The organism is Motiliproteus sediminis (assembly GCF_017912535.1).
In the GTDB taxonomy this organism is placed as follows: Bacteria; Pseudomonadota; Gammaproteobacteria; order Pseudomonadales; family Balneatricaceae; genus Motiliproteus; species Motiliproteus sediminis.
Genome location: NZ_JAERQK010000006.1, coordinates 88735 through 108126 on the forward strand (window position 1 = coordinate 88735; position 19392 = coordinate 108126).

The following is a 19392-nucleotide window of genomic DNA, read 5'->3' on the forward strand; positions in this document are numbered from 1 at the left end:
GCTCCTGTATTCCGTTGGCCCTGACCTACTCGGCAAACCAGGGTGCGCGAGCGGTCATAATCAGCTCGCCGGCTTTCTCTTCGTCCATATCGTCAATCTCCATGAGATCGTCAATGGACTGCTCTGCCAAATCTTCCATCGTAACGATGCCTTTGCTGGCCAGAATATAGGCCAGATGACGATCCATACCGTCCATGTTCAGGAGGTCCTCGGCCGGCTCGGCCTGATCCAACTGTTCTTCTGAGGCAATCGCCAGATTGAGCAGCGCATCTTTGGCTCGGGCACGCAACTCATTAACCAAGTCTTCATCAAAGCCGTCGATCTCCAGCATCTCTTCCAGCGGCACGTAGGCCACCTCCTCAATGCTGGTAAACCCTTCATCAACCAATACCGCGGCAAATTCATCGTCCACATCGAGATGCTTGACGAACTGCTCGGCAATGGTACTGGCCTCGGCTTCCTGTTTGCTGGCCGCTTCTTCCGCGGTCATCACGTTCAAGGTCCAACCGGTCAGCTCACTCGCCAGACGCACGTTCTGGCCGCTCCGACCGATAGCCATCGCCAGATTCTCCTCGGCGACCGCCACATCCATGGAGTGGGCATCTTCATCAATAACGATGGAATCAACCTCCGCCGGTGCCATGGCGTTGATAACCAGTTGCGCAGGATTGTCATCCCACAGAATGATATCGACACGCTCGTTGTCGAGCTCGCCGGATACGGCCTGCACCCGCGAACCACGCATGCCAACGCACGCACCCACCGGATCGATCCGGCCGTCATTAGTCTTGACCGCAATCTTGGCGCGTGACCCGGGGTCACGTGCGGCACCACGAATCTCGATCACCTCTTCAGAGATCTCGGGCACTTCAATCTTGAACAACTCAATCAGCATCTCGGGACAGGTACGGCTGAGAAACAGCTGCGGACCGCGGCTTTCGCTGCGCACTTCCTGCAGAATCGCACGGACCCGGTCCCCGACCCGGAAGGTCTCGCGACCCACCAGTTGATCACGCCCCAGTAGTGCTTCTGCGTTATTACCCAGATCACAGATCACGTTGTCACGGGTGACTTTCTTGACCGTACCGCTAACCAGCTCACCGACGCGATCCAGATACAGAGCCACCACTTTGGCCCGCTCTGCCTCGCGCACTTTCTGCACGATCACCTGCTTGGCGGTCTGCGCCGCGATGCGACCGAAGGCGATGGACTCCACCGGCTCCTCGTAGAGATCGCCCGCTTGCAGCGAGGGATCTTTTTCGTGTGCTTCCTCAATGGTCAGCTCGGTACCCAGCAGCGCCAATTGATCGTCACTGACCACCGTCCAGCGACGGAAAGTGTCATAGTCGCCGCTCTTACGGTCGATCACTACGCGGATATCCGCGTCTTCTTCATAGCGTTTCTTGGTCGCGGTGGCCAACGCCAGCTCAATCGCCTCGAAAATAACGTCTTTGGAAACATCCTTTTCGTTAGATACCGCTTCTGCTACCAGAAGAATCTCTTTGTTCATTCCACTGCCTCGCCTAATGCCAGCTGCTTCGCTCAAAATTGAGGAACAATATTCGCTTTATCGATACTGTCGATGGGTAACAGGTATTCGTGATTATCAACCACCACGACTACGTCATCCCCTTCAATCCCTTTCAACAGTCCGCTGAAATTGCGCCGCCCTTCAAACGGAGCGCGCAATTTCACCTGTACCTTGTGCCCGGAGAACTGGGCGAACTGTGACAGTTCGTACAGAGGGCGGTCCATACCCGGAGAAGACACCTCCAGGGTGTACTCCACGTTAATGGGGTCTTCCACATCGAGGACACCGCTTACCTGGCGACTAACCTTGGCACAATCGTCCACGTCGATGCCGTTTTCATGGTCGATATAGATCCGCAGGACCGTATGCTTGCCCTGAGACAGGTAGTCCACCCCCCAGAGCTGGTAGCCCAACCCTTCAACGACCGGCCGGATCAGCTGATCCAACTGTGTACTTTTTGACGCCACATTCACCTCTGCCAGAAACAAAAAATGGGTCAAAGACCCATTCCAGCGCTCACCCCCGATCACGCCGGGTGAGTTATAGCTAGCAAAAAGCCCCTATAAAGGGGCTTCTCACAAAAACCTTGCCACTGGGTTCCGAACCTGCCGAAACCGAGGCGAGGATTATATAAGGAACGCGCGCAGGCATCAAGCAGCGCCGCATTCAAACGATGGTGCCGAGAGCGGGACTTGAACCCGCACGACCAAAAGGTCACTACCCCCTCAAGATAGCGTGTCTACCAATTCCACCACCTCGGCAAAAGTCGTCTTTAATCCGCTTTCGGTACGTCACCGTCAACGGCTGTCTTGGGCGCTTGTTGCAGCGCCGGAGCCTCACCCGGCTCTGCCGACTGCTGCTCAACCACTGCGGGCACCGGTATACCCTGATCAGAGATTGATGTCGCACGCTGCTTGGCGTACACAGCCAGTGCAAAACTGGTGAGGAATATACCAGTGGCCGCAACGGCTGTCACTCGACTGAGAAAACTCCCAGATCCCTGACTTCCGAACATGGTCTGCGATGCTCCACCACCAAAGGAGGCACCCGCTTCAGCACCTTTGCCCTGCTGCAGCAACACCAGTGCAATCAGCACGATAGCCAGCAGAACATGCGCAATAAGAATCAACGTTTCCATCTATACTCGCCCTTGTCACTCAGACCGCTGCGCGACAAATCGCCAAAAATTCATCCGCTTTCAAAGAAGCGCCACCGACCAAGCCACCATCGATATCAGCCTGGGCAAAGAGCGTTTCCGCGTTGGCGGCATTTACGCTGCCACCGTATAAAATCTGCAACCCGTCCGCGACCGTGGCATCATGCCGCGCGAACTGATCGCGAATTGCCGCATGCACCTCTTGCGCCTGCTCCGGCGTTGCCGTCCGACCGGTACCGATTGCCCAGACCGGTTCGTACGCAACCACCGCATCGGCAAACGAAGACACTCCGGCCTCCGCCAGCACCGCATCGATCTGCGCCGCGATAACCGCCAGGGTCGCCCCCTCTTCACGCTGCTCGAGGGTTTCACCAACACACAGTATCGGCTTCAACCCGGCCCGCTGGGCCGCCTGAAACTTGGCAGCCACACGTAGATCGGTATCACCAAACAGCGCCCGGCGCTCGGAGTGACCTACGATCACGTACGCACACCCCAGATCCTGCAGCATCACTGCTGAGCTTTCGCCGGTATAGGCACCCGCCGCGTACTCTGACACATCCTGAGCACCAAGACACAACCGCTCTGCCTTACCTGCCGCAACAGCGGAGAGATAAAGATGGGGAGGACAAACCAGCACCTCCGCCGCCAAATCAGCACTCAAGCCCTCATTCAGCTCCTGGACCAGCGACGCGATACTCGCGCTGTTGCCGTTCATTTTCCAGTTACCAGCGACGAGTGGTCGGCGCATGATCATCCCCTGTGTCTCAAGCGGGTGGCAATACTAAACAAGTTGATACCAAGATACAAGCGACCGGAAGAGCCGCTGTAAAATTAATTGATCGCCAGCTCCACGGCCCCGGCCAACTCCTCGGTCAAGCCGCAAACCATCTCCAGATCCTGCCCCTCAACCATTACCCGAACAACCGGCTCAGTGCCGGACGGGCGCAGCAACACCCGCCCCTCACCATTGAGCTTGGCCTCGACTTCAGCGACTGCCGCCTGCACTGCTGGCAGACGCGTAGGGTCACCTTTCTCGCTCAAACGCACATTGATCATGTGCTGGGGAAGTTTGTTCATCTGTGCCGCCAACTCCGCCAACGGCCTATCCTGCAACACCATCGCCCGAAGCACCTGCAGCGCCGCCACAATACCGTCGCCCGTGGTCGTCAGCTGCCGACAAATAAGATGACCGGAGGACTCACCGCCCAGCTGCCAGTCATTTTTCAGCAGTTCCTCCATCACGTAACGGTCGCCCACTTTGGCCCGAATGAAGGGAATATCGTGCTGCTTCAGCGCCAACTCCAAACCAAAGTTCGACATCTGGGTACCAACCACGCCGCCGCACAGCATCCCCTCGGCATGCATCTCCAGCGCCATGATCAGCAGCAACTCGTCACCGTCAACGACGCGCCCCTCATGGTCGACCATCACCACCCGATCGCCGTCACCATCGAACGCCACTCCCAGATCCGCGCCTTCAGCGACGACGATACGACTCAGCATCTCCGGCGAGGTTGACCCGCACGCCTCGTTGATATTGGTGCCATCCGGCGAAGAGCCGATCTCATAAACCTTGGCGCCCAACTCAGACAACACCTTGGGAGCGATGTGGTAGGTGGCGCCATGCGCGCAATCAACCACAATACGCAGCCCCTTGAGCGACATGTCGCGCGACACCGTCCCTTTGCAAAATTCGATGTAGCGCCCGGCTGCGTCTTCGATGCGGCGCGCCTTACCCAACGACGCCGGCGCTTCGGTGGTCATGGCAAGATCCATCTGCGCTTCGATGGCCGCCTCGATCTCGTCAGGAAGCTTGGTGCCGTTGGCAGAAAAGAACTTGATGCCGTTATCTTCAAACGGATTATGGGAGGCACTGATCACGATACCAGCGTCCGCCCGGAAGGTGCGGGTCAGATAGGCGATGGCCGGCGTCGGCATCGGCCCCAACATCAGCGAATCGACGCCAGCCGCAGACAACCCCGCCTCCAGCGCCGCTTCAAACATATAGCCGGAAATACGCGTATCCTTGCCGATCAGGATCTTGCTCTGACCACGCCGGGAAAACACCTTACCTGCGGCCCAGCCCAGCTTGAGCACAAAATCCGGCGTCACCGGAAACTCGCCCACCCGCCCCCGAATACCGTCGGTGCCAAAATATTTCTTACCCATCTACATCGTCTCCCTCTGACCACACCGCACGGCACAGCCGGACCATATCCATGGTCGCATCCACGTCATGCACCCGTAAAATCCAGGCCCCTTGCTGCAACGCCATTTGCGCAGCAGCCACGCTACCGACCAGACGCTGCTCCAGTGAACGGCCAGTAACAGCCCCCACCATCGACTTGCGCGACACTCCGATCAGCAATGGCAGACCCAGTTGGCGCAACTGCCCCAACCGATTCAGTAGCTGCAGATTATGCTGCAGGGTTTTACCAAAGCCAAACCCGGGATCAAGCAGCAACCGCTGGCGTTCTATCCCCGCCGCCTCGCACACCGATACCCGCTGGCGGAGAAACGCCGCCACCTCACTGACCACATCATCATAGCTCGGCGCCTGCTGCATACTACCCGGCTGTCCCTGCATATGCATGAGACAGACTGGCAGCCCGCTCTCCGCTGCGGCGGACAAAGCACCCGCGCGCTGCAGCGCTCTGACATCATTAATGAGATCACAACCCGCCGCAGCCGCAGCCCTGATCACCGCCGGCGTCGAACTATCCACCGACACGGCCACATCCAGTTCCGCCGCAATCATCTCTACTGCCGGCACCACCCGATCCAGCTCCTGCTGAGCCGATACGGGCTCGGCACCAGGCCGGGTCGACTCCCCCCCGATATCCAGTATCGACGCCCCTGCCTGCACCATCGCCTCGGCCCGCCGCAACAACGCCCCGCGACTGACCGCACTTCCGGCCAGCAACTGCCCACCGTCGGAGAAGGAATCAGGTGTGACGTTGAGAATCCCCATAACCTGGGGCTGGCTTGTGGACAGCGCATAGCGCCCCAGCTGAAAGGTAGACACGATGGACAACTCCTAACAACAGCAAAGGCAGGCCGGAGGCCTGCCTTTTAATAGCGGTACGCAGAGATCAGTGCGTGGGTTTTGACGGATCGCCCTCGCCATCCAACAGATCATCGACATCCGGCACATCACCAAGGTCCGTCTCGTCAACGGCGGCAGTGTCATCACCCACCGATTCGCTCTGATCGTTACCACCGGCAGCGTTGTCGTCACTCCAGCCCTGCGGTTCCCGCACCGCTCGCCGCGACATCAAATCATCTATCTGGCTGCTGTCCAGCGTTTCGTACTTCATCAGCGCTTCGGTCATCGCATCGAGAATATCCCGATTTTCTTCCAGGATCTGCCGCGCCTGCTGATAGCAGTTATCTATTATGCTGCGCACTTCCTCATCGATCAGGCGCGAGGTCTCACCGGAAACCCCTTTCGCCGGAGCCCCCATTCCACGCCCAAAGGGATCGGCATCTTCATCGTCATACAACAACGGCCCCAGCTTGTCGGACAAACCCCACTTGGTCACCATACTCCGCGCCAACTGAGTGGCGCGCTGAATATCGTTGGCGGCACCGGTAGTTACTCCCGCCGCGCCCAGCGTCATCTCCTCCGCAATGCGGCCACCGTAAAGACTGCAAATCTGACTGAGTATCGACTCTTTGCTGTGGCTGTAACGGTCCTCTTCCGGCAGGAACATGGTGACACCCAACGCGCGACCGCGCGGGATAATAGAAACCTTATAAACCGGGTCATGGGACGGCACCAACCGACCAACGATGGTGTGACCGGATTCGTGGTAGGCAGTGTTCAGCCGCTCGGCATGAGACATCACCATCGAGCGCCGTTCGGCACCCATCATCACCTTGTCCTTGGCTTTCTCGAACAGCTCCATCGACACCACGCGCTTGTTCTCACGCGCAGCAAACAGCGCCGCCTCATTGACCAGATTGGCCAGGTCCGCCCCGGAGAATCCGGGCGTACCGCGGGCGATAAGGTCGGGCTTGACGTCATCGCCGATCGGCACCTTGCGCATATGCACCTTGATGATCTGCTCGCGGCCACGAATATCCGGTAAGCCGACCACCACCTGGCGGTCAAAGCGGCCCGGCCGCAACAGCGCCTTGTCCAGCACATCCGGTCGGTTGGTAGCAGCGATAACGATAATACCTTCGGTACCCTCAAAGCCGTCCATCTCTACCAGCAACTGGTTCAAGGTTTGTTCGCGTTCGTCATTACCGCCGCCCATACCCGCGCCGCGATGGCGACCCACCGCATCGATTTCATCAATAAAGATGATGCAGGGCGCCTGCTTTTTGGCCTGCTCGAACATGTCGCGCACCCGCGAGGCACCGACACCGACAAACATCTCGACGAAGTCAGAACCGGAGATACTGAAAAAAGGCACTTTGGCTTCACCGGCAATCGCTTTCGCCAGCAGGGTTTTACCGGTACCGGGCGAGCCGGACATCAGCACCCCCTTGGGAATATGGCCGCCCAGACGATGGAACTTGCCCGGATCCTTCAGAAACTCTACCAGCTCCTGCACCTCTTCCTTGGCCTCTTCGACCCCCGCCACATCAGCAAAGGTGGTCTTGATCTGGTCTTCACTCAGCAATCGCGCCTTGCTCTTGCCAAAGGACATCGGCCCGCCCTTGCCGCCGCCGCCCTGCATCTGCCGCATGAAGAACATGAACACCGCGATGATCACCAGAATCGGGAAGCTGGCCACCAGCAACTGGCTCCAGATACTCTGTTGCTCCGGCTGCTTGCCTTCGATGACGACGCCGTGGTTATAGAGGTCATCAACCAGCTTGGGATCCTGCAGCGCCGGACGCACCGTCGCAAAACGCTCACCACCCTTGTATTCGCCGCGAATCTCGTAGCCATCGACCAGCACTCGCGAAACCTGATCGTCACGCACCTTTTCGATGAACTCGGAGTAACTGAGCTTGTTACTCTCCGGCTCAGCATTGAAGTTGTTGAACACCGTCAGCAACACCGCCGCGATGATCAACCACAACACCAAGTTCTTGGCCATATCGTTCAAAAGCAGATCCTCTACACATCGGTTGCGACCACGGCCGCGAATGACTTCACCTAGCCTTTAAAGCCGCGGCAAAGCTGATAAATTTCACGGGAACGCGCCCGCGACGAATCCGGTTTGCGCGACTGCACTTTAGCAAAACTGCCGCGCATATCCGTCAATAACTGGTCAAACCCTTCGCCCTGAAACACCTTCGCCAGGAACGTGCCATCAGGTTTTAGCACCTGGCGGGCCAAGTCCAACGCCAACTCGACCAGGTAGATTGCCCGGGGCTGATCAATGGCGTTCATTCCACTCATATTGGGGGCCATGTCCGAAATTACAAGATCCACCGACCGCCCATCAATCGCAGCCAGAATCTGCTCGTAGACCGACTCTTCAGTAAAGTCCCCCTGAACGAAACGCACTCCTGCCATCGCGTCCATCGGCAAGATATCGGATGCGATCACCACACCGCTATCACCAACCGCCTGCGCGGCGACCTGCGACCAGCCACCGGGAGCAGCCCCCAGATCAACCACCGTCATGCCCGGCTTCAGCAGCTTGTCTTTCTGATCCAGTTCAATCAGCTTATAACTGGCACGCGAACGATAACCTTCACCTTTGGCTCGTTGGACATAGTGGTCATCGAAATGTTCCTTGAGCCACGACCCACTGCTTTTTGAACGCGCCACCCGCTGATTTCCCCTGTTATATCCCGGCTACTCCGGAATGGCATAGTGAGGTAAAATGCCGGGCATATTAATCGCCGCACCCATTGCGGCCCTGACACCTGCATTTTCTAAGGATTCATCATTCTATTATGAGCCTCTCAGCCGCGCAAAAAAAGCAATACCGGACCATCGGCCACGGCCTCAATCCGATCGTCACCGTTGCCACCAAAGGCTTGACGGAAGGAGTGCAACTCGAAATCGACCGCGCCCTGGAGGACCACGAACTGATCAAGGTAAAGTTTGCCGTCGGTGATCGCGAGGTTAAGCGCGCCCTGATCAAAACCCTGTGCGAACAGGTGCAAGCCGAGATCGTGCAAGAGATCGGCAACATCGCACTGATCTATCGCGCTGCCCAAGAGCCGAACCCCAAGCTCTCCAACCTGCTGCGCTAACCTCACCGGGAGTCCCCGCCGGGCTCCCGCACCCCACATCCCGCCTTCGTTGATCTGAAACAATGCCGCCTTCGCCAAGGCACCGTATGCTGGCCCGACTCGCACCAAAGACCAGCTGACATCCAACCGGCCAACCGGCCAGGAAAGGCGACATGATCAAGCGAACCACATCGCGCACCGAAACCCTGCATACACGCCCGGAAATAAGCCTCAAGGACAGCTATCGACTGCTGCGCAACCTCCCACTCGGCAGCGCATCGGACCGGGAGCTGGATCAGATCAGCGACCAGATTTCCCAACTGGACAATCGCGACCAGATCGCCGCGCTACTGGCTCGCCTCCGGCACCGCTGAGCAATTCGAGAATGCGTTTCATTCACCGAACCCGCTATAATCGCCGCTTCTAACTTTCAGACAGATGGCCAGCTCGGTATGACTTCGCTCACCCCCACGTTGCAACTCGCCTCCAATCTTATCGCCCGAAAGTCGGTCACACCGGACGATGCCGGCTGCCAAGAACTGCTGATCGAACGACTCGAGCAACTCGGCTTCAGCATCGAACGCCTGCCATTTGAAGACGTCAGCAACTTCTGGGCGCGACGCGGCACCCAAGGACCACTGTTCTGCTTTGCAGGCCACACAGACGTAGTCCCCAGCGGCCCCGCCGAAAAATGGGACCATCCTCCGTTCGAGCCCCAGATCCATGAAGGCAACCTCTATGGGCGTGGTGCAGCCGACATGAAAGGCAGCCTGGCAGCATTTATCACCGCGCTGGAACGCTTCATCAACCACCACCCCGACCACCGCGGCTCCATCGCACTGCTGATCACTTCGGACGAAGAGGGCGACTTTATCAATGGCACCACCCGCGTCGTGGACGTATTGGAAGCGCGCAACGAAAAGATCGACTGGTGCATCGTCGGCGAACCCTCCAGCAGCCACCATGTGGGCGACACCATCAAGAACGGACGTCGCGGTTCACTCACGGGCAAACTGCGGGTACACGGCATTCAAGGTCACGTGGCTTACCCCCACCTGGTGCGCAACCCAATCCATCAGGCCGCCCCCGCACTGGCAGAACTGGCCGCCGAAATCTGGGATGAGGGCAACGAATTCTTCCCGCCCACCAGCTTCCAGATCGCCAACATAAATGCCGGTACCGGCGCACCCAACATCGTGCCGGGCGAACTGGATATTCAGTTCAATTTTCGCTTTTCCACCGAAGTCACCGAACAGCAACTACGCCAACGAACCGAGGCCATTCTGCAGAGCCACGCCCTGGACTATGCCCTCGACTGGACCCTGAGCGGCAATCCTTTCCTGACCGCTGAAGGCCCCTTGGTCGATGCCTGCCGCAGCAGCATTCAGGCGATCACCGGCCACAGGTCGGAGCTATCAACGTCGGGCGGCACCTCCGACGGGCGTTTTATCGCACCAACCGGAGCCCAGGTCGTCGAGCTGGGCCCCTGTAACGCCACCATCCACAAAGTGAACGAGCATGTGAAGGCGGCGGATCTGGACACCCTGTCCGACATCTACGAAAACATCCTTGCGCGACTGCTGGGCTAAACCGTGCCGGAACCGAACGACACCCGCTCGCCGCGGCACAGCCTGGAGCGGGTCATGTGGGGATGCACGCTGGGGTTCGGCGGACTGCTGTTGATCTGGGCCGCAGAGAGACTGCTGCCCAGCTCTGCTGCTCAGGAACTGATCGCACTGTGTGGGCTATTTCTGCTCGGCGGGGGAGGTATACTGGTCGCCAGCGGCTACATCAGCCTCAGCATCGTCCGCTTGATTAGGTTCTTATATGATCGAAAACCCTGAAACCCGCCACCCCGATATCGAGATCTATATCTTCGCCGCGAAAGCCAGCGATGTAGAGGCTTGGCTGCAGCAGCAGTTCGAGCAGTTAGAACAAAGCCATCAACAAGGTGGACGGACAGACTACCGTGCGACAACCAACGGCATCACCATACCGGTGATGGTGATCGAAAAAGCAGCGGGCAAGTTCACCAGCGTCTGGTTTGATTCGGCCGTGACTCCCTGGTCCAGAGACCTCGATTGCGCTCGCGCTGCCGCGGCAGCCTTCCATCGTGAAGTACGCTGTATTGCCTCAGGATGGCAGGAGGGGGACGACCCGGATGAGTGGTGGTCAATTACCACCGCCGAGGAAAAAATCATCAGCTGGCGAAACGCCTGATCAGGCCGCCACCGACAGTGAAGACTGCTGTATTTCCTCCAGCAAACTATAACTCTTGGCCAGCACGGCCGCTTGCGCCAGTGACAGCCCGCCGCCATCGCGCTGCTGGCGAGATTCAGCCGCCAACGGCGGCAAGGGCGCTTCTTCGAGCCAGGAGACAAGCATAGCCATCTCACCACGCGCGCCCGCCTGCAGCGCCCGCCCCAGTCGCCCGACGATCTCGGGCGAATAGAGTCGCTCCCTTCCCGCCGCCACCCCCGAGCCATCTGACTCGACAGCAGCAATACCCTGCACCGATTGCTGCGCGTGAAAGATCATGCTCAGCGCCAGCGCAAACGCCGCTCCGTCAGAACGAGCAACGGACGGGTTAAGCTGCCCGGTCAGGGCATCGATGCGATTGAGCAAAATGTCAGGGGACGGGGCCGGCATATATTCTCCTCGCCCTATCTCTCGGCCACAGCGCCGGACTCTTTAGCCCAGCCCTCCTATAAACTAAAGACGGCCTTAATATTGTCTTAATATACGTGCGGAATAGTCTGCCAAGGAGTATTGGTTCATATGGCAACCTTTTGAACCATAAATGCAAATGGCATATATCACTTTTAAACAGACGTATTAGTTTGGCGATTAGCCGCATGATATTTCGGGTTATACTGCGCAGCTAATATAGGCAAGCTACACACTGCCGGAAACAACCACGAGAACAGATGGCGGAAACACAGCTGCATCACCGCCACATACGCCACCAAGGTGACGACATGAAGCACACGCAACTCGGAACGCGGATAACCCTACCCCTGCTGCCCGCCCTGCTGCTGATAACGAACACAGCGATTGCCGGCCCGGAGATTCCAACAAAATTCACCTATAAAGGGTCGATTGCCAACACCCGCCACAACCTGACCCAGCGCCCGCCCGACAACCCCAACAATCTCAACGGGGTTTTCATGGACACCGTACGTAACAACTACGGCGAAGTCTGCGTGTACTGTCACACCCCGCACGGAGCCAACTCCCAGATCAACGCTCCGCTTTGGAACCGAACGCTGACACAAGCGGGTATCGACGGCACCTATGTCACCTACGACTCCCTCGGCACATCAACCCTGACCGCCTCAGTAGCACAGCCCGGTGTCAACTCTCTGACCTGCCTGTCGTGTCATGACGGCACCTTGGGGATGGACTCCATTATCAACATGCCAGGAAGCGGTCTGTACGATGTCAATCAAGAGACCAGCCAGAACGACAGCTTTTTGAATGATTGGAACAATGCATCGGGCACTGACGCAACATCGCACTGGGGCTTCGGCGCCAACAATACGGAGTGCCTGTCCTGTCACTCAAACCCGGGCTTTCCCGGCGCTTCCGACTTTTCCATCGCATTCATTGGCACCGACCTCACCAATGACCACCCGATCGGCGTAGACGTCCCGACCGGGCGCTTTGGCGATGATTTTTTTGCGCCTAATGGCGCCAGCTCCGGCGCCAACTGGAGCCTAGAGTACTACGACACCAACCTTAACGGCCGCGCCGACAAGGACGAAATCCGCTTCTATGATACCGGCTCCGGCGCTCGCGTCGAATGCGCCTCCTGCCACGACCCGCACGGGGTATCTCCGGACGGCAATCCGGCCACCGAGTTCAACCCCACATTCCTGCGCATCTCCAACGATGCCAGCGCAGTCTGTCTGACCTGTCACGACAAGTAAGATCTCAACGCCCCAGGCGCTGCCGATACTCGGCGAGCGCCTGGCGCCCCTCAACCTCACTCAGGCGCCGATACACCTCCACTTTATGGTTGTGCTGATCAGCAACGTACAGGTGACCCAACTCATCCACGGCCACTCCTGACACCAGCTCCAGCTCACCCGGCTTCACCCCGCGCTTACCGAGCGCCATCAGCAACTCCCCTTGCGGCGAAAACAGCTGCACATTGGCGAACTGAGCATCCGACACATACACGTTTCCGTCGCTATCCACCGCGATCGAACGGGGACGGGCAAACTGGCCAAACCCTTTGCCAACCTCGCCCCAACTGCGGACAAAGTTAAGCTCCTGATCAAAGACCTGTACCCTAAAATTACCCGAGTCCAGCACATAAAGGAGACCATCGGCACCGACTACAGCATCAACAGGCAGGTTAAACTGCCCCGGAGCCGCACCCCGGTCCCCAACCATAGCCACTAGATGCCCATCAGCATCATAAGCAACGACACGATGGCTTTGACTATCAACCCCACCGGTATCGACAACGAACACCCGACTGCCATTCCTAGTCACCGCCACTCCCGATGGACGCACCACCTCGGCACCAATGGCGATCTCCCCCAGATACAACCCGAAAGTATCGTACTTCACCACTCTGGGGCCGCCACGATCCACCGCATAAAGCAGACCCTGCCCATCAAGCGCTATACCACGCACTTTCGACAACTCACCCTCCAGACGAAAGCCCAACTGAAAATAGCGGCGACGTGGAAAATCAAAAACATGCACGCGATTGATCGCGGTGTCGGAAATATAAAGACGCCCCTGGCCAGCGGCGAGCGAGAACGGCTTTGGCAACGGCTTTCGCAGCAATTTCTGCCCGGTCATGGCCTGCCGAAAGCTTTGCTCGTCAAGGTCAGACCGGATCGCATTGCCATCATCAAGGGTGGCAACATGACGGTAGCGCGGCAGGTCAGGGGGCTCAGGCCAGTACTGAACCGGCTTGCCAGCCAGCTGCTCCGGCGCACCTGCACAGCCCACCAATAGCAGGACCAACATACCCAATAGACCAACACCTCGCCTCATCGAAAACCTCCTTTGACACTTATCCCTGCGAGCACAACAACCTATAATCCGACCACAAACCCAAAGATCAGCTCATCCCTTCTGACGCAGACACAACATGCAACCTGAAAAACAGCAACAGCGCGCGCTCTACATCACCCCCGAGGGCGAAAAAAAACTCCGGGATGAGCTCAAATACCTGTGGAAAGTAAAACGCCCGCAGGTAACTGACGCCGTGCGCGAAGCCGCTGCGCTCGGTGATCGCTCCGAGAATGCCGAGTATATCTATGGCAAAAAGCAGTTGCGAGAAATAGACCGACGAGTCCGCTATCTGGACAAACGCCTGGATCAGCTCACCGTGGTCTATCGACCACCCAGCGACCAGAGCAAGGTATTCTTTGGTGCCTGGGTCAGCCTGCTCGACGAACAGGATCAGGCCCGCGAATACCGCATTGTCGGCGCCGACGAAATCGACATCGACAGCGGCCTGATCAGCATCGACACGCCATTGGCACGAGCTCTGCTGAAACGCCAGGTGGGCGACGAGGTAGAAGTAACCACCCCGGGAGGGAAGCGCTGGTACGAGATCACATCAATCCGCTATCAGCCCGCAAGCTGACGATTGACACAGAGAGAAGAGGAAAAGCTGGATGGTGGGTTGTACAGGATTCGAACCTGTGACCAATTGGTTAAAAGCCAACTGCTCTACCAACTGAGCTAACAACCCGCCCTGCTCCAAGGGAGCGACCAGTATTCGGTTGGTGGGTTGTACAGGATTCGAACCTGTGACCAATTGGTTAAAAGCCAACTGCTCTACCAACTGAGCTAACAACCCAAACCGAATTACCGCGATCGAGACTTGGTAGACCATCTCGTCGCTTTGTTTTCAGTGGCTCCCCGAACTGGACTCGAACCAGTGACCCAATGATTAACAGTCATTTGCTCTACCGACTGAGCTATCGGGGACCTGCTGAAAAAAATGGCGGAGGAGGAGAGATTCGAACTCTCGGTGGGCTATTAACCCACGCCGGTTTTCAAGACCGGTGCATTCAACCGCTCTGCCACCCCTCCGCAGAGGGCGTGCATATTAACCCATTCACCGAAGGTGTCAATACGCGGTGCCAAATATTTGCACCACCTGTCTCCATACCCGGTCGCGCATTCGACTAAAGAGTGAAAAACCTTGAACATCTGCCAAGTATTATTTACATGCGTAAAGTTTAAAAAACGTTGCGTTTCATATTATTGACATCGCTTAAAATATTTGCATAAACCGAACGGTTAAAGTTAATGTTAGCCACCATGCTGATCTGCTCTGAAACGGGCGTGTTTACCCGCAGCTGGCGCAGAATCGGCACCCTTATTATAAAGGCACCTCCTCGTCGTAAGGCGGCTCGCCAAATACAACCAGAACAACAACCGGGATAGTCGAGAATGACAACGATCAAAAAGCACCTTATCGGTCTTAGCGTTTCTGCCATGATGCTGGGTGCAGCCAGCGCCCAAGCCGAGATCAAAATTGCCCTGGCTGGCCCCGTAACCGGGCCCGTCGCTCAGTATGGTGATATGCAGTTTATCGGCGCCAAGATGGCCATCGAACAGATCAACAAGGCTGGCGGCGTCAATGGCGAGCAGCTTGAAGCGGTTGTATACGATGACGCCTGCGACCCCAAACAAGCGACAGCGGTTGCCAACAAAGTAGTTAACGACGGCATTCAGTTGGTGGTAGGTCACCTCTGCTCCAGCTCCACCGAGCCGGCATCCGACATCTACGAAGATGAAGGCGTGCTGATGATCACCGCCGCCTCGACCAGCCCGACTATCACTGAAAAAGGCTACCAGCTGGTATTCCGCACCATCGGTCTGGACAGCCTGCAGGGCCCGTTTGCGGCCAAACACGTCGTCGATGCCATCAAGCCACAGCGCGTTGCCGTTATTCACGATAAGCAGCAGTACGGCGAAGGCCTGGCAACGTCCGTCAAGAGCGAGCTGGATAAAGCCGGCGTTAACGTGGTGATGTTCGAGGGTGTCACTTCCGGTGACAAGGATTTCTCTGCGCTGATCGGCAAGCTGAAGAAAGAGAATGTCGATTTCGTTTACTACGGCGGTTACCACCCGGAACTGGGCCTGATCCTGCGCCAGTCTCGTGAGAAGGGCTTCAATGCCAAGTTCATGGGGCCAGAGGGTGTCGGCAACCCGGATATCACCGCCATCGCGGGCGAAGCGTCCGAGGGCCTGCTGGTCACCCTGCCCAACAGCTTCGACCAGGACCCGAAGAACGCCGATCTCGTAGCGGCATTCAAAGCCAAGAACGAAGACCCCAGCGGTGCCTTTGTGTTCCCGGCATACTCTGCGGTACAGATCATGGCTGACTCCATCAAGGCGGTTGGCTCTGTCGATACCGACGCGATGGCCAAGCATATGCGCGCCACCACCTTCAGCACTCCGACCGGCGACTTGGCGTTCGACGCCAAGGGCGACCTGAAAGAGTTCAGCTTCGTGGTCTACGAGTGGCACGCTGACGGCAGCAAAACCGCCGTTAAGTAATCCAACGTAGCGTATTGAAACACCCTCTTTTCACGAGAAAGGGGGTGTTTTCTTTTAAGGGTCACGAGTCCTATGCTAGAGCAACTACTTTATTTCGTTCAGCAGCTGCTGAACGGCCTGACCATCGGTAGCACCTACGCGCTAATCGCAATCGGTTACACCATGGTTTACGGCATTATCGGCATGATCAATTTCGCCCACGGCGAAATTTACATGATCGGCACCTATGTCACCTTTATCGTCATCGCCGGACTGGCCTACATGGGCCTGGAAAGTCTGCCGCTGGTGTTTACCGCCGCACTGCTGGTCAGTATGGCTGTCGCCGCCAGTTACGGCTTTGCCATCGAGCGCGTCGCCTATCGCCCCCTGCGCGGCCAAACGCGCCTGCTGGCATTGATTTCTGCCATCGGCATGTCGATCTTCCTGCAGAATTTTGTGAGGTTGTCCCAAGGATCCAGGGACATCGCCATGCCCAGCCTGATTACCGGGGGCTGGACCTTCGGCGACCCCAGTAGCTTTGAGGCCAGCCTCTCCTACATGCAGGTCATTATCTGGGTGGTCACCTTGGTCACCATGGCCGCCCTCACGCTGTTCATCACCCGCTCCAAGTGGGGCCGCGCCTGTCGCGCCTGCTCCCAGGATCTCGGCATGACCAATCTGCTGGGCATCAATGCTAACAACGTTATCGCACTGACCTTCGTCGTCGGCGCCGCACTGGCTGCTGTCGCGGGTCTGCTGCTGGGGCTTTACTACGGCGTGGTTAACCCCTACGTGGGCTTTATCGCCGGCCTCAAAGCCTTTACCGCAGCGGTACTCGGCGGTATCGGCTCAATTCCGGGCGCGATGCTGGGCGGTCTGCTGCTGGGCGTTACCGAGGCCATGACCTCTGCCTACTTCAGCAGCGAGTACAAAGACGTAGTGGCATTCAGCCTGCTGGTACTGGTACTGCTGTTCCGCCCCTGGGGATTGCTGGGCAAACCTGAAGTGGAGAAGATCTGATGAAAAGCACTTTCTACTCCGCCCTGTTTGCTGCAGTCGTCACCCTGATCCTGACCTGCCTGATGCTGGGCGTTAACCTAAAAACCGAAGGGATCGCACTGACCGTATCCATGGCCAGCGAAGGTACCTGGAGCATGATCATCGGCGCCGTCCTGGCAGTGTTCCTGTTCCAGTTGTTCCGTGAAAAACTGGCCGACATGATCAACCTGCCGTCGCTGCCGAGCGCCGACCACTTTATTCCGGAAGGCAAGAAAGGCGAGAAACTCAAGCAACTGGCGATCAGCTTTGTGATCGCCGGCATGATCATCTGGCCATTCTTTGCTTCGCGCGGCGCAGTGGATCTGGCCACCCTGACGCTGATCTACATTATGCTGGGCCTTGGGCTCAACATCGTCGTCGGTCTGGCCGGTCTGCTTGACCTGGGTTACGTGGCTTTTTACGCCGTCGGCGCCTATACCTACGCGCTGCTATCGCTCTACTACGACGTATCGTTTTGGGTCGCGCTGCCGATCTGCGGCGCCCTCGCCGCGCTGTTCGGGTTTCTCCTCGGTTTCCCGGTCCTGCGCCTGCGCGGCGACTACCTGGCGATCGTAACCCTCGGCTTCGGCGAGATCATCCGTATCCTGCTGAACAACTGGACTGAGGTCACCGGCGGTCCCAACGGTATCAGCCGTATCCCGAAGCCCGACCTGTTCGGTCTGGAGTTCAGTCGCCGGGCATCCGAAGGCGCCACCACCTTCCATGATTTCATGGGTATCAGCTACAACTCCAGCCACAAGGTGATCTTCCTTTACCTGCTCGCAGTGCTGCTGGTGATAGTCACCATTTACGTGATCAATCGCCTCACCCGGATGCCGATCGGCCGTGCGTGGGAAGCGCTGCGCGAAGATGATATCGCCTGCCGCTCCCTGGGCCTGAATCCGACCGTGATCAAGCTGACCGCCTTCACCATGGGTGCCAGCTTCGCCGGCTTTGCCGGCTGCTTCTTTGCCTCGCGGCAAGGCTTTATCAGCCCTGAATCCTTCGTGTTTATCGAGTCGGCGATCATCCTCGCCATCGTGGTGCTCGGCGGCATGGGTTCCCAGCTGGGTGTCATCCTCGCCGCCATCGTGCTGACGGTACTGCCGGAACTCGCGCGCGAATTCCAGGAATACCGCATGCTGATGTTCGGCCTGCTGATGGTCTTCATGATGGCCTGGCGCCCGCAAGGCCTGGTACCGATGAAACGCCCCCACCTGGAGCTGAAAACCAATGAGTAAAGCACTGCTTGAAGTTTCCGGTCTGTGCATGCGCTTCGGTGGTCTGCTGGCGGTGAACAACGTCAGCCTGTCGGTGCATGAAAAAGAGATCGTATCCGTAATCGGCCCCAACGGCGCCGGTAAAACCACCGTATTCAACTGTATCAGCGGCTTCTATGCCCCGACCCAGGGCACCATTCTGTTTGATGGTGAAGAGGTCCAGGGGATGAAAGGCCACAAGATCTCGCGCAAGGGAATGGTTCGCACTTTCCAGCATGTGCGCCTGTTCAAAGAGATGACGGTGATTGAAAACCTGCTGGTGGCTCAACACCGCCAGCTCAATACCAACCTGCTAGCGGGCTTTTTCAAGACCCCCTCCTACCGCCGCGCTGAACGCGAAGCGATGGAGCGCGCCGCCTACTGGCTGAAGAAGGTCAACCTGCTGGAATTCGCCAACCGCGAAGCCGGCAACCTGGCCTACGGCCAGCAACGTCGCCTTGAGATCGCGCGCTGCATGGTGACCCAGCCGCGCTTGCTGATGCTGGACGAACCGGCCGCTGGCCTTAACCCCAACGAAACCAAGGAGCTGGACGAGCTGATCTGCTACCTGCGTGATGAACATGACGTTTCGGTATTGTTGATCGAGCACGACATGAGCCTGGTGATGGGCATCTCGGATTCAATCGTGGTGATCAACCAGGGCACGCCACTCGCCAGCGGCACCCCGGCCGAGATCCGCGACAATCCCGATGTCATCAAAGCGTATTTGGGAGAGGCCTAAG

Annotated in this window: 20 protein-coding genes and 5 tRNA genes; 10 read left to right on the forward strand and 15 right to left on the reverse strand. The window is 57.8% G+C overall.

What is annotated here, in order from left to right:
* Positions 1 to 25 precede the first annotated feature (25 nt).
* From nusA to rlmE, 9 genes are all read right to left on the reverse strand, one after another.
* Positions 26 to 1510: a transcription termination factor NusA gene (nusA, locus tag JJQ76_RS11905; RefSeq protein WP_210397051.1), complete on the reverse strand. Its 1485-nt coding sequence runs from the start codon at positions 1508 to 1510 to the stop codon at positions 26 to 28.
* Between the two features lie 32 nt (positions 1511 to 1542).
* Complete coding sequence (gene rimP / locus JJQ76_RS11910) at positions 1543 to 2031, reverse strand: ribosome maturation factor RimP (protein ID WP_246480665.1); 489 nt, start codon at positions 2029 to 2031, stop codon at positions 1543 to 1545.
* 174 nt (positions 2032 to 2205) lie between these two features.
* Positions 2206 to 2292: transfer RNA gene (locus tag JJQ76_RS11915), tRNA-Leu, on the reverse strand.
* An 11-nt stretch (positions 2293 to 2303) separates the two neighbouring features.
* Positions 2304 to 2669: a preprotein translocase subunit SecG gene (gene secG, locus JJQ76_RS11920; protein ID WP_210397052.1), complete on the reverse strand. Its 366-nt coding sequence runs from the start codon at positions 2667 to 2669 to the stop codon at positions 2304 to 2306.
* Between the two features lie 19 nt (positions 2670 to 2688).
* On the reverse strand, positions 2689 to 3438 hold the full coding sequence (tpiA, locus tag JJQ76_RS11925) for a triose-phosphate isomerase (RefSeq protein WP_210397054.1): 750 nt from the start codon (positions 3436 to 3438) through the stop codon (positions 2689 to 2691).
* Between the two features lie 83 nt (positions 3439 to 3521).
* On the reverse strand, positions 3522 to 4859 hold the full coding sequence (gene glmM, locus JJQ76_RS11930; RefSeq protein ID WP_210397055.1) for a phosphoglucosamine mutase: 1338 nt from the start codon (positions 4857 to 4859) through the stop codon (positions 3522 to 3524).
* Entirely contained in the window at positions 4852 to 5715 is an 864-nt protein-coding gene (gene folP, locus JJQ76_RS11935) for a dihydropteroate synthase (RefSeq protein ID WP_343232532.1), read from the reverse strand. The genes glmM and folP overlap by 8 nt, the downstream gene beginning before the upstream one ends.
* A gap of 67 nt (positions 5716 to 5782) precedes the next feature.
* A complete protein-coding gene (gene ftsH / locus JJQ76_RS11940) occupies positions 5783 to 7744 on the reverse strand; it encodes an ATP-dependent zinc metalloprotease FtsH (RefSeq protein ID WP_210397196.1) in 1962 nt (653 codons plus the stop codon).
* A gap of 59 nt (positions 7745 to 7803) precedes the next feature.
* Positions 7804 to 8424 (reverse strand): 23S rRNA (uridine(2552)-2'-O)-methyltransferase RlmE, encoded by a 621-nt coding sequence (rlmE, locus tag JJQ76_RS11945; protein WP_210397057.1) that lies wholly within the window; start codon positions 8422 to 8424, stop codon positions 7804 to 7806.
* Between the two features lie 128 nt (positions 8425 to 8552).
* Between rlmE and JJQ76_RS11950 the strand changes: the two genes are divergently transcribed.
* The 4 genes from JJQ76_RS11950 (at position 8553) to JJQ76_RS11965 (ending at position 11054) form a co-directional block, all read left to right on the forward strand.
* Positions 8553 to 8855, forward strand: a complete 303-nt coding sequence (locus JJQ76_RS11950) for a YhbY family RNA-binding protein (protein ID WP_210397059.1) — start codon at positions 8553 to 8555, stop codon at positions 8853 to 8855.
* Between the two features lie 152 nt (positions 8856 to 9007).
* Positions 9008 to 9208 carry a hypothetical protein gene (locus JJQ76_RS11955; RefSeq protein WP_210397061.1) on the forward strand — a complete coding sequence of 67 codons (201 nt, stop codon included), beginning with the start codon at positions 9008 to 9010 and terminating at the stop codon, positions 9206 to 9208.
* Between the two features lie 78 nt (positions 9209 to 9286).
* Positions 9287 to 10423 (forward strand): succinyl-diaminopimelate desuccinylase, encoded by a 1137-nt coding sequence (dapE, locus tag JJQ76_RS11960; RefSeq protein ID WP_210397062.1) that lies wholly within the window; start codon positions 9287 to 9289, stop codon positions 10421 to 10423.
* 238 nt (positions 10424 to 10661) lie between these two features.
* A complete protein-coding gene (locus tag JJQ76_RS11965; RefSeq protein WP_246480667.1) occupies positions 10662 to 11054 on the forward strand; it encodes a hypothetical protein in 393 nt (130 codons plus the stop codon).
* On the opposite strand, the gene JJQ76_RS11970 is transcribed toward JJQ76_RS11965, so the two are convergent.
* Positions 11055 to 11483 (reverse strand): hypothetical protein, encoded by a 429-nt coding sequence (locus tag JJQ76_RS11970; protein WP_210397064.1) that lies wholly within the window; start codon positions 11481 to 11483, stop codon positions 11055 to 11057.
* 278 nt (positions 11484 to 11761) lie between these two features.
* Here JJQ76_RS11970 and JJQ76_RS11975 point away from each other — a divergent pair, with 278 nt between their 5' ends.
* Entirely contained in the window at positions 11762 to 12763 is a 1002-nt protein-coding gene (locus tag JJQ76_RS11975) for a cytochrome c3 family protein (RefSeq protein WP_210397066.1), read from the forward strand.
* A 4-nt stretch (positions 12764 to 12767) separates the two neighbouring features.
* Here JJQ76_RS11975 and JJQ76_RS11980 read toward each other — a convergent pair whose 3' ends face one another.
* A complete protein-coding gene (locus JJQ76_RS11980; RefSeq protein ID WP_210397068.1) occupies positions 12768 to 13847 on the reverse strand; it encodes an NHL repeat-containing protein in 1080 nt (359 codons plus the stop codon).
* A 97-nt stretch (positions 13848 to 13944) separates the two neighbouring features.
* Here JJQ76_RS11980 and greB point away from each other — a divergent pair, with 97 nt between their 5' ends.
* Positions 13945 to 14445, forward strand: coding sequence for a transcription elongation factor GreB (greB, locus tag JJQ76_RS11985; protein WP_210397070.1), 501 nt, complete (start codon positions 13945 to 13947; stop codon positions 14443 to 14445).
* Positions 14446 to 14477: 32 nt separating this feature from the next.
* On the opposite strand, the gene JJQ76_RS11990 is transcribed toward greB, so the two are convergent.
* The 4 genes from JJQ76_RS11990 to JJQ76_RS12005 form a co-directional block, all read right to left on the reverse strand.
* Positions 14478 to 14553, reverse strand: a tRNA-Lys gene (locus tag JJQ76_RS11990).
* A 32-nt stretch (positions 14554 to 14585) separates the two neighbouring features.
* A tRNA-Lys gene (locus JJQ76_RS11995) sits at positions 14586 to 14661 on the reverse strand.
* Positions 14662 to 14716: 55 nt separating this feature from the next.
* Positions 14717 to 14792, reverse strand: a tRNA-Asn gene (locus tag JJQ76_RS12000).
* Between the two features lie 14 nt (positions 14793 to 14806).
* Positions 14807 to 14897: transfer RNA gene (locus JJQ76_RS12005), tRNA-Ser, on the reverse strand.
* Positions 14898 to 15260: 363 nt separating this feature from the next.
* Between JJQ76_RS12005 and JJQ76_RS12010 the strand changes: the two genes are divergently transcribed.
* From JJQ76_RS12010 to livG, 4 genes are all read left to right on the forward strand, one after another.
* Positions 15261 to 16373, forward strand: coding sequence for a branched-chain amino acid ABC transporter substrate-binding protein (locus tag JJQ76_RS12010; protein WP_210397073.1), 1113 nt, complete (start codon positions 15261 to 15263; stop codon positions 16371 to 16373).
* Positions 16374 to 16445: 72 nt separating this feature from the next.
* Complete coding sequence (gene livH, locus JJQ76_RS12015) at positions 16446 to 17372, forward strand: high-affinity branched-chain amino acid ABC transporter permease LivH (protein ID WP_210397075.1); 927 nt, start codon at positions 16446 to 16448, stop codon at positions 17370 to 17372.
* Complete coding sequence (locus JJQ76_RS12020; RefSeq protein ID WP_210397077.1) at positions 17372 to 18631, forward strand: high-affinity branched-chain amino acid ABC transporter permease LivM; 1260 nt, start codon at positions 17372 to 17374, stop codon at positions 18629 to 18631. Before livH ends, JJQ76_RS12020 begins: the two co-directional genes overlap by 1 nt.
* Positions 18624 to 19391 carry a high-affinity branched-chain amino acid ABC transporter ATP-binding protein LivG gene (gene livG / locus JJQ76_RS12025; RefSeq protein WP_210397080.1) on the forward strand — a complete coding sequence of 256 codons (768 nt, stop codon included), beginning with the start codon at positions 18624 to 18626 and terminating at the stop codon, positions 19389 to 19391. Before JJQ76_RS12020 ends, livG begins: the two co-directional genes overlap by 8 nt.
* Position 19392 lies beyond the last annotated feature (1 nt).